Source organism: Sphingomonas rhamnosi (assembly GCF_036663615.1).
Lineage (GTDB): Bacteria > Pseudomonadota > Alphaproteobacteria > Sphingomonadales > Sphingomonadaceae > Sphingomonas.
In genome coordinates this window covers 1-13,562 of sequence record NZ_JAXOJJ010000003.1, presented here as the reverse complement: position 1 = coordinate 13,562, position 13,562 = coordinate 1, and the positions used below count along the sequence as shown (strand labels likewise).

At 62.9% G+C, this 13,562-nt stretch carries 12 protein-coding genes and 1 tRNA gene; 9 read left to right on the top strand and 4 right to left on the bottom strand.

The features are described 5' to 3' along the window. Position 1: 1 nt before the first annotated feature. Together U1701_RS07600 and U1701_RS07595 are read right to left on the bottom strand one after the other, a co-directional pair. Positions 2-1,324, bottom strand: a complete 1,323-nt coding sequence (locus tag U1701_RS07600) for a Gfo/Idh/MocA family protein (RefSeq protein WP_332781958.1) — start codon at positions 1,322-1,324, stop codon at positions 2-4. Positions 1,325-1,337: 13 nt separating this feature from the next. Continuing rightward, positions 1,338-2,708 carry a 3-keto-disaccharide hydrolase gene (locus tag U1701_RS07595; protein WP_332781957.1) on the bottom strand — a complete coding sequence of 457 codons (1,371 nt, stop codon included), beginning with the start codon at positions 2,706-2,708 and terminating at the stop codon, positions 1,338-1,340. Positions 2,709-3,029: 321 nt separating this feature from the next. Between U1701_RS07595 and U1701_RS07590 the strand changes: the two genes are divergently transcribed. The 8 genes from U1701_RS07590 to U1701_RS07555 all read left to right on the top strand — a co-directional run bounded on the left by U1701_RS07590 (position 3,030) and on the right by U1701_RS07555 (position 12,363). Further along, a complete protein-coding gene (locus U1701_RS07590; RefSeq protein ID WP_332781956.1) occupies positions 3,030-3,776 on the top strand; it encodes a FadR/GntR family transcriptional regulator in 747 nt (248 codons plus the stop codon). A 422-nt stretch (positions 3,777-4,198) separates the two neighbouring features. After that, a complete protein-coding gene (locus U1701_RS07585; RefSeq protein ID WP_332781955.1) occupies positions 4,199-7,039 on the top strand; it encodes a TonB-dependent receptor in 2,841 nt (946 codons plus the stop codon). Positions 7,040-7,348: 309 nt separating this feature from the next. Next, positions 7,349-8,515 (top strand): mannonate dehydratase, encoded by a 1,167-nt coding sequence (uxuA, locus tag U1701_RS07580; RefSeq protein WP_332781954.1) that lies wholly within the window; start codon positions 7,349-7,351, stop codon positions 8,513-8,515. Then, positions 8,512-9,924, top strand: coding sequence for a glucuronate isomerase (gene uxaC, locus U1701_RS07575; protein ID WP_332781953.1), 1,413 nt, complete (start codon positions 8,512-8,514; stop codon positions 9,922-9,924). Before uxuA ends, uxaC begins: the two co-directional genes overlap by 4 nt. Continuing rightward, positions 9,921-10,271: a mannitol dehydrogenase family protein gene (locus tag U1701_RS07570; RefSeq protein ID WP_332781952.1), complete on the top strand. Its 351-nt coding sequence runs from the start codon at positions 9,921-9,923 to the stop codon at positions 10,269-10,271. Before uxaC ends, U1701_RS07570 begins: the two co-directional genes overlap by 4 nt. Beyond that, positions 10,261-10,485, top strand: coding sequence for a hypothetical protein (locus tag U1701_RS07565; RefSeq protein WP_332781951.1), 225 nt, complete (start codon positions 10,261-10,263; stop codon positions 10,483-10,485). Before U1701_RS07570 ends, U1701_RS07565 begins: the two co-directional genes overlap by 11 nt. Positions 10,486-10,552: 67 nt before the next feature. Next, complete coding sequence (locus tag U1701_RS07560) at positions 10,553-11,845, top strand: MFS transporter (RefSeq protein ID WP_332781950.1); 1,293 nt, start codon at positions 10,553-10,555, stop codon at positions 11,843-11,845. A 74-nt stretch (positions 11,846-11,919) separates the two neighbouring features. Next, positions 11,920-12,363 carry a VOC family protein gene (locus U1701_RS07555; protein WP_332781949.1) on the top strand — a complete coding sequence of 148 codons (444 nt, stop codon included), beginning with the start codon at positions 11,920-11,922 and terminating at the stop codon, positions 12,361-12,363. 148 nt (positions 12,364-12,511) lie between these two features. On the opposite strand, the gene U1701_RS18695 is transcribed toward U1701_RS07555, so the two are convergent. Next, positions 12,512-13,036 (bottom strand): phage integrase central domain-containing protein, encoded by a 525-nt coding sequence (locus U1701_RS18695; RefSeq protein WP_443026009.1) that lies wholly within the window; start codon positions 13,034-13,036, stop codon positions 12,512-12,514. On the opposite strand from U1701_RS18695, the gene U1701_RS07545 reads away from it, so the two are divergent. Next, the gene (locus tag U1701_RS07545; RefSeq protein WP_332781947.1) at positions 12,923-13,207 is read left to right on the top strand and encodes a hypothetical protein; all 285 of its coding nucleotides are present in this window, start codon (positions 12,923-12,925) and stop codon (positions 13,205-13,207) included. The two genes, U1701_RS18695 and U1701_RS07545, sit on opposite strands and share 114 nt — an antisense overlap. 239 nt (positions 13,208-13,446) lie before the next feature. Here the strand turns inward: U1701_RS07545 and U1701_RS07540 are convergent. Continuing rightward, positions 13,447-13,523 (bottom strand) — tRNA-Met (locus tag U1701_RS07540). Positions 13,524-13,562 lie beyond the last annotated feature (39 nt).

The window sequence follows — 13,562 nt, the reverse complement described above, 5'->3', positions numbered from 1 at the left end:
GTCAGACCTTGACCTCCCAGCCCGGTTCATACGCGACCGACCACAGCTTCATCGCCTCGGCGCTGCTCGGCTTGCCGGTCGTCGGGTCGAGGGTCAGCGCGCTGTTGGTGCGATAGGCCATGTTGCCCAGGTGACAAAGCGTCGTGCTGATATGCCCCTCCGCGATCGGCGAATTGAGCGCGGATGCCGTGCCGCGGATCACATCGATGAAGTTCTCGGCGTGATAGACGTCGAGGATACCCTCACCGACCGTACCGGTCGTCTCCGACGTGGCCTTGGCCATCACCTGTCGGACCGACTTGCCTGAAAGGTCGTAGAGCTCGAACCCGTTGCGATCGACCACCGCCGATCCCTTGGTGCCGAGCAGAAGGACGCCGCGTCCGCGCCCATAGGTCAGCATCGCGTTACAGCTCTGGCCGTTCCAGCGGATCACCCGGTCGTTGTCGTAGTTCAGGTCCAGCGCGAGCGAATCGTACATTTCCCAGTCGTCCCCGGCATGAAAGCGCTTGGCGCCCTGCGCGGAGACGGTCTTCGGATAGGTCAGGCCCATCATCCAGCGTGCGACGTCGAGTTCGTGCATCGCATTGTTGCACAGCTCGCCGGTCCCGTATTGCCAGAACCAGTGCCAGTTATAGGGGACCAGGTTCGACCGGTACGGCGCGCGCGGCCGTGGCCCCTGCCAGATGTCCCAGTTGAGATTGGCGGGCGGCGTCGCCACATGCCCGTTGCCGATCGTCTTGCGATTGTTCGCGTACCAAGTCTGCGCTTCGTAGACGTCGCCCAGTTCGCCGGCCTGGACGAGCGCGAGCAACTGCCGCGTCTCGGGGCTCGATCGCTGCTGGTTGCCGACCTGCAAGATGCGTTTGGTGCTTTTCTGCGTGGCGATCATCGCCTCGCCCTCGGCAGGCGCGATGCCGATCGGCTTTTCGCAATAGACGTGATGGCCCGATTTCATCGCGTCGACCGCAAGCTTGGCATGCCAATGGTCCGGGGTCGCGATCGTAATGACGTCTACCGCCTTGTTGTCGAACAGGCGGCGGTAATCGCCCTCAGTCTTCGGCGCGGGATTGCCGCGCGCTGCGAACTCCCGCGCGCGTTTGGCCAGCACGTCCGAGTCAACGTCGCAGAAATGCGTAATCTCGACGTTCGGCACCTTCGTGAACGCGCCCATATGCGCCTGGCCGCGGCCGTTTAGGCCGACCACGGCAACGCTGAGCCGGTCGTTCGCGCCCTTGATCCGCGCATAGCTGCGTGCGCTCATCGCCATGCCGAGCCCCAGCCCTACCGTGGCGCCCGCGCCCTTGATCATCGTCCGACGGTCCATCGATCCATCCCCCTCAGAGTTCGCGCAGCTTGATCGATCGAAATTCGACCCGGTCGCCGTGATCCTGAAGCAGGATCGGTCCTTCCTTGCCTTCGCCGAAATCGGGCACGCCGGCGTATTTGCTCTGCGCCACCAGCGCACGGAATGCCGGGGATCCGCGGTCATATTCGACCACCTTGAAGCCGTTCAGCCAATGCTCGACATGCGCGCCGCGCACGACAATCACCGCGCGGTTCCAGGAGCCTGGCGGATTGATCCGCTTGCCCGGGCTGTCAGGATCGGAGAGGTTCTTCGCGGCTATCAGGTCATACAGCGACCCGAGCGTCCGGTTGCCGTCGCGGCCCATCTTGGCATCGGGATGCCGCTCATCGTCGAGCAACTGGTATTCCAACCCGATCGACTCGCCCTTGCTCTTGAGCCGGCCGGCATCGACGAAGTACTTGATCCCGCTATTGGCGCCGGGCGTCAGTTTGAAATCGAGCGACAGTTCAAAACTGCGGTAGTTGCGGGTCGTCGCGATATCCCCGCCACCCCCTTCCACGCGCAACGCGCCATCGGCCATCGACCAGCCCGACGCCGGAAACGCCTGGCCCTTGACGCTACGCCAGCCGGCGCCGGTCTTCCCGTCCCACAACAGCTTCCAACCGGCGCGCTGCTCGCCTGCGGACAGGCGATTGGTCAACCATCCCTGCTGGGGAAGCGCAGTCGCCGGCATCGCGAACCGCGCCGGCGAGTCCGTGATCATCCGGACGCTGCGGAACCGCACTTCGGGATGCCGTGCGGCCTCCGCATCGGGAATTGCATGGACCTGGAAGGCAATGAAACCGCTTGCGTCCACGTCGTCGACGACGTCGGCGGCCGGCACATTATTGATCCACGTCCGCAGTCGATTGCCGATGGCCTCGACACGGTAGTGATTCCAGTCGCCCGAGCGGAAGGTTTGGCGCGCCGCCTCGTTGCGACCGAGCGTATAGAGCCATTGTCGCCGCTGTTCGTCGTACAGCCCGGCACTCCAGCGACGCGACGACGGATCGATCTCGGCCTGGTATCCATGCACTACGCCGTCGCGGTAATCGGGTCGGCTTTGGCCGCGGATCATCATGCCGGAATTGAGCGCCGGATCGGTCTTCGCGTCGAACTCGACGATGAAGTCGCCATATTGCGCCTCGGAGACGAGCCAGCTGTTGGTCTTGCCGGGTTCGGCGCGCCCGATCAGCTCGCCATTCTCGAACGCATAGCTTGCCTTGCCGCCGGTCGCCCGCCAGCCGGCGAGGCCCTCGCGCGGGGTCACGTCGCGCCACGGGGCCTTCGCCTGACTGGTGGCGGACTGCTGCGCCGATGCTGCAAGGCTGGGAGGTGCAGCATAAACCGATGCCTGCGTCATCAATGGCGCCCCCGCCAATGTCAGAATTGCGAGCACTCGAGTCATTCGCCTCCCCTTTTCTCTTTTCTGCGAGCGCGGGCCAAGCGACCCCTCCGGACACGTCCGGTTGTCTCACATCGTTCACCGCCGACTTGTCGCTGTCGTACGGCCTCTCCTGAACCAACCGTAAATTGTGGTCGGGCCACATGCAACAGGATTGTAAGGCATTATTATCAGGCAACCGTGCGCTTTTTGGCTCAACAGGACTTGACGCTGCACCACTGGACGCGATTAGGGAGCAGCGCCGACGTTCGGACGGGCGCACATCGAACGAGGAACGCAATGCAAGGCGCTGAAGGCGGCGGTAAGCTCTACCGCAAGATCGTACAGGCGATCATCACGGACATCGCGAACGGCGTATACCAGGTTGGGGCCCGCCTGCCCCCCGAACGCGACCTGACCGAGCGGTTCCAGGTTAGCCGGCCGACGATCCGCGAGGCGATGATCGCGCTTGAGATGAAGGGAATGGTCGAGGCCCGCAAGGGATCAGGCGTGTTCGTCCTGGCATCCTCGTCGAACGACTCGGAACAGGAGCTCGACATTGGCGCGTTCGAAATCACCGAGGCGCGCCGCTTGCTCGAAGGCGAGGTCGCCGCAGTCGCCGCGACGGAGATAAACGAGCAGCAGCTGCTGGAATTGCGCGGCATATTGGCGGAGATGGATCAGGACGACACAGCGGCGGCGGAGGACGCCGATCGCCGGTTCCACATCGCAATCGCGGAGGCGACGGGTAATGCCGTGATCATCTCGGCCGTCACCGATTTCTGGGACATGCGCTTCCGCTCGCCGCTTGCGCGCGAAGTGCTGGCAAAGGCCGGAAGCCTTGGTACCGAGAGCCGCATGATCGAACATGGCAGGATTCTCAGTGCCCTGGAGGCCCGGTCGCCGATCGATGCGCGCAACGCCATGCGCGATCACCTCGCGCGCGTGATCGACCACCTGCTCGACGTTACCGAGACCGAGGCCGTCGAACGCGCGCGCGCAGCGACCGACCAGCGCCGACGCGCCCTAGCCCGCCGCTCGGTCTGAACGGACCGCAGGCACCGATCCCGACCGCTACAAGCTTGACAGCCAAGTTTCAGCCTCTCCCGACGCCATAGCGCGCATGCTGCAAGTTGACTTTAAACAATCTGCCTGACCAAATGATTCGGCATTGTCATATTAAAATGGCGATGATACCTGACGGATCACACCGACCTTAGAAAACTAGGGCGGCAAAATGTCGGACAGCGTCAAATCGGCGCGCCCGGCCTATCGGGAGAGGGTCTTTGAGCCGCAAGAGCTTCGATAAGCGGAAACTGCTTATCTCGACGAGCATCGTCAGCCTATTCATCGCCGCGCCTGTCATGGCCCAGCAGACTGCGGGCAGCCAGATGCCGCAGCCTGCAGACAGTCAGACGAGCCCGCCCGATCCCTCTCAGGCTGCGGACACAGAGAACGCTGATATTATCGTGACCGGGTTTCGCGCCGCGTTAAACAACGCCCTGAACCAGAAACGCAACGAGACCGCCGCGATCGACAGCATCGTTGCGGAGGACATCGGCAAGTTCCCAGACTCAAACCTTGCAGAGTCGATGCAGCGCATCCCGGGCGTCGCGCTATCGCGCGGTGACGGCGGCGAGGGCCGCAACATCTCGGTCCGCGGCCTCGGCTCGCAATTCACCCGGGTACGCATCAACGGCATGGAAGGCGTGTCGCAGGTCAGCGGCAGCGACATCCGCGGCGGCGTCGCGACCGGCCGCTCGTTCGATTTCGTGACCTTCCCAACCGAGATCTTCTCGGCGCTGTCGGTCCGCAAGACGCTTTCGGCCGATGTCGAAGAAGGATCGCTGGGCGCGACCGTTGACCTTCGCGCACCCAAGCCGTTCGACCAGAAAAAGGATTTCGTCCTCACTGGCACAGCGCGCGGTATCTACAACGATATCAGCAAAAAGATCGATCCGCGCTTGTCCGCGCTCGTCTCCAAGAAGTTCGGCGAAACGTTCGGCATTCTCGGCAGCATTGCCTATTCGAAGCGGCGTATCGATGAATATGCCTATTCGGCGGTCGATGTCGTGCCGACGACGGTCTATGGTCAGGCGCAGCCCACCGGCACTCCGAACGCCGGCGTGATCTTCCCGTTCTGCACCCCCGTCGGCTACACCTATCGCGGGGCAGCGACGAACAGCCCCCTCGCCGGCTACACCCAGCCCAACGGTTCGGCGATCGGTGCGGACGCCAACAATTGCAGCACCGGCAATCCGCGCACCGGCAATGCTGCAGCCTATGATTACATCATGAGCCGTACCGGGGTGAACGGTCGTCCGGGCGGCGGCGTCTATCTGCCGCGCTTGCCACGCCCGGTGAAGAGCAGCCAGGATCAGGAGCGGCTCGCCGGCACTTTGACGCTGCAATGGAAGCCCAGCGACAATACCGACATATCGCTGGATGGCCTGTATTCGCGGTTCAAGGTCGACCGGCTCGACAGGTATTTCGATGCACGTTCGTTCGGACGTGCGATTTCCAACAACGGCCAGCCCCTGACGTCGGTCCGCGAGATCGAGGTCGACGACAACGGGTCGCTGGTGCACGGCCTTTTCGACGGCGTCGATTTGCGATCGGAGATGCAGCAGGAGAAGTTCACGTCGACCTATCGTCAGGTCAATTTGAACTTTGATCATCGTTTCTCGGACACTGTTCGGATCTATGGCTTGGCAGGCATCAACCAGTCGCGGCTCGACGTAGATCGCCTGCAAGTCGCGATCGATGCGAACGACACGCGCGATTTCTCGATCGATTTTCGCGACAACGCCGACATTCCAAAGATCGGCTACGGGATCGACACAGCCAATCCTGCGATATTCCAATACGGCCCGCCGCTCGCAAACGGCGACCAGCGCGGACAGTTGTCGAATTTCATCCGCCGCAACACGATCACCAGCAAGACATTCGAACTCAACGGCGATTGGGAGGCGGCGCCCGACTTCACGATTCAGGTCGGCGGTCAGTATCGCACGAACAAATATACCGCACGTGAGCGGCAGCTGGCCACTAATACGCCGCTCGCGCTGCCGGCGGGCGTCACTCTCGCAAGTTTGACCACCGTGACGAAGGGCGTGGGCAGCAATCTGGACGGCTTGTTGCAGGATTTCGTCTCGATCGATCCGGAAAAATTCCGCGATGCGGTCGGCCTCGAAAGCTATGTCTATTGCAGTCTCGAATGCGCAAAGGGCACGTTTGGCGGCGTCTATGAGAAATACGGCTCGGGCTACGCCATGGTGAAGTTCAACACCGCCAATTCCCTGCCCTTCGCGCTGCGCGGTGATGCCGGCGTCCGCTACGTCCATACCAGCCTCGACACCTATGGTCCGATCACTTCGGCAGCGCCTGCCGGGTCGCTCTATCCGTCGCGTTTCGTGATATCGGAGGTCAGCCGCAGCTATGATGACTGGCTGCCATCAGCGAACCTCGCACTGGACATCACGCCGGAACTGATCGCGCGCGCTTCGGTGGCTCGCGTCATGTCACGGCCAGCGTACGGCCAATTGATCCCCGCAGGCTCTGCGAACCTCGTCATCCAGACCGCATCCTTCAGCAACCCGTTCCTCGAGCCAATCCGTGCCAATACATTCGACGCGGCGCTCGAATGGTATTTCGCAAAGGGCTCGCTGATCTCGGTCGCGTATTTCTACAAGAATATCGAAAGCTACATCCAGACGACGAGCCAGGCTGTCGCCTTCCAGGACATCGGCCTGCCGCTGACTCTGCTCAACGGTACGCAGCTTCGGCCGACCGACGTGTTCACGGTTCAGCGCAGCAACAACACCGAAGGCGGGCCCCTGCGCGGGTTCGAGGTGAACGTCCAGTTGCCCTTCACCTTCCTGCCGGGCGCGTTGAAGAACTTCGGGGCCCTCGGCAACTTCACGCGGGTCCGTTCGAACATCAATTACGTCATATCGCCGACGCTTTCGCGTACCGCGCCGCTAGTGGGCCTGTCGCCGGAAACGGCAAGCGGGACGCTGTATTACGAAGACGACAAGTTCAGCATTCGCTCGACGGTAAACTATCGCTCGGCGTTCCTGACAGCCGTTCCCAGCGGCTCCGTCGATGCGGATTCGACATCGAACGCGAGTTCGATCTTCGTCGACGCGTCGGGCTCGTACAATCTCAACGAGCATATCAAGCTGATCGCCGAGGTCTCCAACATCACAAACGAGACCAACCGGCTGACCGTAGACACGACACGCCAAGACCCCCTCTACACCTCCTATTTCGGCCGCACCTACGCTTTGGCGGTCAACTTCCAGTTCTGAATACTCCAGCCTCCCCAATCGACATCGGCACTCCCCATTGCCGATGTCGACAAACTAAGGGTGCGCCGCACGGTATCGCGGCGCACCCGATTTTCTATTCACGCGCGTACCGGCGGCAATCTTCGCGTGCTGTCCTTGTCGCCGATCCACAGCGCCCCCCCGATCACCCGGTACCGTCAACGGGGACGCTCACAAAATCTGGCCTGACCACTTTGTTAAATTTGGCCTAATAGATCTAGGATTCCTAAACAGGCATGAACTGTGGCGGGCGATAAGGTTCGCGCAATCGAGAGAGGAAGCCCGGTGTCAATGATCGAGACGATGCGTTGGTTCGGCCCCTCCGATCCGGTAACGTTGCGCGATATTCGCCAGGCCGGCGCAAGCGGCATCGTGACCGCGCTGCACGAGCTCGCAAATGGTGAGGTCTGGCCGCAGGACGCGATCGCCACGCGCCAAGCCGAGATCGAGGCGGCCGGGCTGGTTTGGTCGGTGGTCGAGAGCCTGCCCGTGCACGAAGCGATCAAGACACGCAGTACCGATTGGGACGTGCTGATCGACAATTATCGGCAAAGTTTGACCAATCTGGCAGCGTGCGGCATTCGCACGGTAACTTATAACTTCATGCCGGTTATCGACTGGACGCGCACCGACCTGTCTTGGGCGATGCCCGACGGCGCGCGCGCGCTCCGTTTTGATCTGGACGCGGCGGCCGTCTTCGACATCCACATCTTGCGACGCTCGGGCGCCGAACATGATTATTCCCCCGCGCTGGTCGAGAGGGCAAAACGCCGGTTCGCGGGGATGGATGGCGAAGCGTTGCACCTGCTCGAGAAGACCATCATCGCCGGTCTCCCCGGGAGCGAGGAGACCTTTACCGCCGACCGGTTCCGCGACGCACTGGCCCGGTATGAAACCATCGATGCCGAGGGACTTCGTGCCAATCACATCGCATTTCTAGAGGCGATCTGCCCGCTCGGCGACGAACTCGGCATGCGGCTGGTGGTGCATCCCGACGACCCGCCCTTCGCGTTGTTCGGACTGCCCCGCGTGGTCAGTACCGAGGCCGATGTCACAACCCTGTTCGCGCGGGTCCCCAACCCCTCCAACGGTCTGTGCTTTTGCGCGGGTTCGTTCGGCGCTCGTGCGGACAACGACCTGCCGGGCATGATCGAACGGCTGGGCGATCGGATCGGCTTCCTTCACCTGCGGTCGGTCCAGCGCGAACCCGATGACGCCTTCCATGAGGCCGCGCATCTCGCCGGTGATGCCGACATGGCCGCGCTGGTCGCTGCCATTCATACCTTGCAGACGCGCGAGGGTCGCTCGATCCCTATGCGCCCAGATCACGGCCACCAGATGCTCGACGATCTCTCAAAGCACACGCTGCCCGGCTATTCGCTGCTCGGGCGCATGCGCGGCCTAGCCGAACTGCGTGGCCTGGAACGTGGGATCGCGCATATGGCGACCCGATCGTGAGCCGCCCAATTCGCCTATCTCCCGATCGACTGTTCTCCAGCGATCCGGACCAGCGGTCGATCGCGCGCGCGCTGTATGCCGAGGTCGCCACGCTGCCAATCGTCTCGCCGCACGGCCATACCGATCCGCGCTGGTTCGCGACGAACGAACCGTGGCGCGACGCGACCAGCCTGTTGCTGGCGCCCGATCACTACCTGTTCCGGATGCTCTACAGCCAAGGCATCGCGCTCGATCAACTTGGCGTACCGTCACGGGAGGGCGTGCCCGAAACCGATCCGCGCGAAGCATGGCGCACGCTCGCCAGTCATTACCATCTGTTTCGCGGCACACCGTCGCAGACGTGGCTCGACCACGTCTTTGCCGAGGTCTTTGGTTTCCGGGTGGCGTTGGATGCCTCGACGAGCGACTTGTATTTCGACGGCATCGCCGAACGCCTCGCGACCGCCGCCTTTCGTCCGCGTGCGCTGTTCGAACGGTTCGGGATAGAATTCCTCGCGACTACCGAAGGCGCCGACGATCCGCTCGACGCGCACCGCGCGATCCGCGACTCAGACTGGACGGGCCGCGTCGCGACGACCTACCGTCCCGACGGCGTCATCGACGTCGAACACGAAGCGTTCTGCCCGACGATGGAGCGGTTCGCGGCACTGACCGGCGAGGACGTCTGGACATGGCCCGGCTATCTCGCCGCGCACCGAAAGCGCCGCGCGGACTTCCGCGCTGCGGGAGCAACCGCCACCGATCACGGCCACCCGACCGCACGTACTGCGAACCTCGATCCGGGCGACGCGGCGGCGTTGTTCGAACGCGTGATCCGACCCGATCCGATTCCTGCCGATGCCGAGCTGTTCCGCGCGCAGATGCTGACCGAGATGGCGCGCATGTCTATCGAGGACGGGATGGTCATCCAGATTCATCCCGGCAGCGTCCGCAATCACAACGCGCGGCTGTTCGCCAGCCACGGACGCGACCGCGGCGCCGACATTCCCGGCCGTGTCGATTTCGTCAACGGCCTGCGCCCGATGCTCGACGTGGTCGGCAACGACCCGACCCTCACCATCATTCTCTTCACGCTCGACGAATCCACCTATGCGCATGAACTCGCGCCGCTCGCCGGTCATTATCCCTGTCTGCGGCTCGGGCCCGCCTGGTGGTTTCACGATTCGCCCGAGGGCATGCGTCGCTTCCGCGAAATGACGACCGAGACTGCCGGCTTTTACAATGCGGTCGGGTTCAACGACGACACGCGGGCCTTCCTGTCGATTCCCGCGCGTCACGACGTCGCGCGCCGCGTCGACTGCGCGTTTCTCGCCCGCCTTGTCGCCGAGCACCGGCTGGCGGATTGGGAGGCGGTCGAACTTGCGCAAGAGTTGACCGTTGGGCTTGCGCGTCGGTCATACCGCCTGTGAGGCTGTCCGCCGCCACGATCGACCAGCTGCCGGCGAACGTGGCGCGCTTCGACTATGACCGCATGGCCCAGCGTATCGGCATCGTCCATCTCGGCATCGGCGCCCTCGCGCGCGCGCATCAGGCGGTATTCACCGATCGCGCCATGGCGGCTGGCGACCGCGATTGGGGCATCGTCGGCGCATCGCTACGCTCCCCTGCCGCCCGCGAAATGCTCACCCCGCAGGACGGCCTGTTCGCGGTGACCGAGACCGCTACGGACGCCTCGCAAGCGCGGCTGATCGGGTCAGTTCGCGACGTGGTGGTCGCATCCCCGCGCGCGGTGCTAACATCGCCGCATGGTCGATAACGACGCCCCCGACGACAAGACCGGTCGCCGCGCGCGGCTGCGCCAGCGGCTCGCGCGCGGCGGGGACGCACTGCTGGACCATGAACTGATCGACGCTCGGCGGAGCTGGCAGCGGCGTGGGACTCGGCTGGGGGCGAAGGCATCGTCGATGCGATCGTCGGCGAACGCGGTCTGCTGGCGCGCGTTTGGCGGCCGCGCGTGCAGGACAACGTGATACTCGCCGAAAACTGGCGACATTCGACAGACGATAACAGGCGGACAAACCGCGAGGGAGAGCGAGCGTGGACGGTTCAACACGGGCGACGGGTCCTGGCCCGCAAAAGGCCAGAGGCAATGTCCGCTGGGTCATCTGCGCGCTGCTGTTCTTTGCGACGACGATCAATTACATCGACCGGCAGGTCATCGGCATTCTTAAACCCACCTTGCAGGGCGAACTGGGTTGGACCGAAATCGACTATGGCATGATCGTGTTCTGGTTCCAGGCGGCCTACGCAATTGGCCTGCTCGCCTGCGGGCCGTTGATCGACAAGATCGGGTCCAAGATGGGCTATGCCGCGGCGATCACGGTGTGGAGCCTTGCCGCTTTGGTCCATGCTTTTGTGCGGAGTCCCGGCGGCTTCTCGATCGCCCGCTTCGCGCTCGGGCTCGGCGAGGCTGCGAACTTCCCGGCCGCGATCAAGTCGGTCGCCGAATGGTTTCCGAAGAAGGAACGCGCGCTGGCAGCCGGCATCCTGAACGCCGGCGCCAATGTCGGCGCAATCGCCACACCGATCGTCGTCCCGATCATCACGCTGGCATATGGCTGGCGCGCGGCATTCCTCGTGACGGGGATGCTCGGCTTTGTCTGGCTGGTGGCATGGCTGATCTTCTACCGTGCGCCGGAACATCACCCCCGCGTATCGAAGCAGGAGCTTGCCTATATCCAGGCCGATCAGCAAAACGACGCCGGAACGGCGCCGATCCCATGGCGCCGCCTATTCCGCTATCGCGGCACCTGGGCCTTCATCACCGCGAAATTCCTGACGGATCCGATCTGGTATCTCTTTCTGTTCTGGCTGCCCGACTTCTTCGCCAAGCGCCACGGCCTGGACCTCAAGACCTTCGGCCCGCCGCTGATCGCCGTCTATCTCCTCGCGGACGTCGGCAGCATCGGCGGCGGCTGGCTGTCGTCGGCGCTGATCAAGCGTGGCTACAGCGTCAACGCTGGCCGCAAACTGGCGCTACTTGCCTCCGCCGTGCTGGTGCTGCCGATCATGCTGGCCAGTACCGTCTCCAGCCTGTTCGCCGCCGTCGCAATCATCGGCGTTGCCGCGGCGGCGCATCAGGGATGGTCGTCGAACCTGTATACTATGGTCTCGGACACCTTCCCGAAGAGTTCGGTCGCCTCCGTTATGGGTATCGGCGGCGCAGCGGGTGCTGTCGGCGGGATGATCATGGCGCGCTATGTTGGGCACGTCCTCGAAACAGTCGGCAGCTACGTCCCGGTATTCATCTGGGCCGGCATCGCCTATTTCATAGCGCTCGCCATCGTCCACCTTCTGCTGCCGAACCTGGAAGATGCGGAACTGAACTGACCTCGCGCAGGGGATAATGACGATCGTCCGAATATCAGGTTGTACCATCGTACGTGTTTCGAGGATCACCACTCATGATCGTTCAGTCTGTTCTTCTTGTCCTTGCAGCGCCGCAGGCGACGGTTTCCCCTCCCGTGACAGCCGAACATGTCGCGATTCAGGCGGGCGACATTGATCGTAGCGCAGCCTTCTACCATGATGCGTTCGGCTTGCGGATTATCCCGACCCCGCTCAAGAACCGCCGTTGGCTCGACCTCGGTAATGGACTGGCGCTGCACATACTGGACGGCCGCACCGCGCCGAAACCGTCAAACCGGAACGAGCATTTAGCGTTGCACGTCGACGATCTCGCCGTCGTCATCACATGGTTGGAGCGACATGGCATCGTTTGGACTGACCTAGCAGGCAATCCGCGCACGATGCAGGTCAGGTTCGATGGAGTTCGCCAGATCTATGTGCAGGATCCCGATGGCTATTGGTTAGAGGTCGGAGATTTCCGTGGCGCTTTGACCCAGTAACACCAACGCCGAATTAGCTCGGATTCAGACGGTTCGCATTCAAATGCGTTCATGCCACGAGCACGCTGTCAGCATCAAACTTCGCAGGGATTGAAGCGGCGCTTGGTCCGGGACTGCGTCGATCATGCCCATACCCGTACTCGCCCACTCATTCCCACGCCGCTAGCTTCGTTTCATTGGTCCGCGCCCAGCGTGAAGAGCAGCGCAGCGCGGGTGACCGCGCGTCGCTTGGGCGTCTCGTCACCGTCGTAGCGATCAATCGCCCTGGCCAGTTGCCGCGGCTCCGCCGTGCTGACCCCCGCCATGTATCGCGTGCGGGGTTTTGGCTTGAGCAGGACGGAGAGGTGTTCGGCCGGATCAGTGCTCGCCCAGCCCTGGGGATAGCAAAGCGGTAGATCTGGCTAACATGCTGCTTGAGGCGACGGCTGACGTTCAGCGCGGCACGCGCCTCGACGCTGCGCACCATCGCCAGCACATCGGCGCTGATCACAGCCTTCAGATCCCTCTTGCCCAGCGCAGTAAACGCGTCGCGCCCAAGCCGGGTCAGAAGCTGTGAGGCGTGGCTGACGTCGAGCGACGCGAGCCTGTTGGCGTGCCGCGCGCGCGCAGCCTGTTCAAACGTCGTGACGACGGGCGACTTGTCCTTAGCACCCGGGTCGAGCCGCTGCCCCAACGCAACCTTGGCGTCCGCCCGGTGCAGCCGGGCGTCGGCCAGCCCAATGTCTGGGTACTGCCCGAACGACAGCAGCTTCTTTTTGCCGTCGACCTACACTTGAAGCGCGAGAGCTTGGAGCCGTTTGGCCGGACGAGAAGGCAGAGCCCTTCGCCGTCGGTGAGCTTGTAGTCCTTAGAGCGCTTGGTAACGTAGCGGACTTCGAGTTCCTTGAGGGCTATGGGTGAGCTGCTGCCTGCCGAGGCGGGCATCATACCCCCCAAGATACCCCCAAATGCAAATCGACGTCCTGGCATTCCGGGGTATAGGATGGGACGTGTTTGAAGCGCCTGAACGAGAGCCAAGCGACGGAAAAGGGGCACAAAAAAGCCGCCACAGGAAATTTTGGGCGGTTGTGGTATGTGTGGGAATGGTTGCGGGGACAGGATTTGAACCTGTGACCTTCAGGTTATGAGCCTGACGAGCTACCGGGCTGCTCCACCCCGCGACATTCGCGTTAGCGAAGGGGGTATGAGACAAAGTGAAT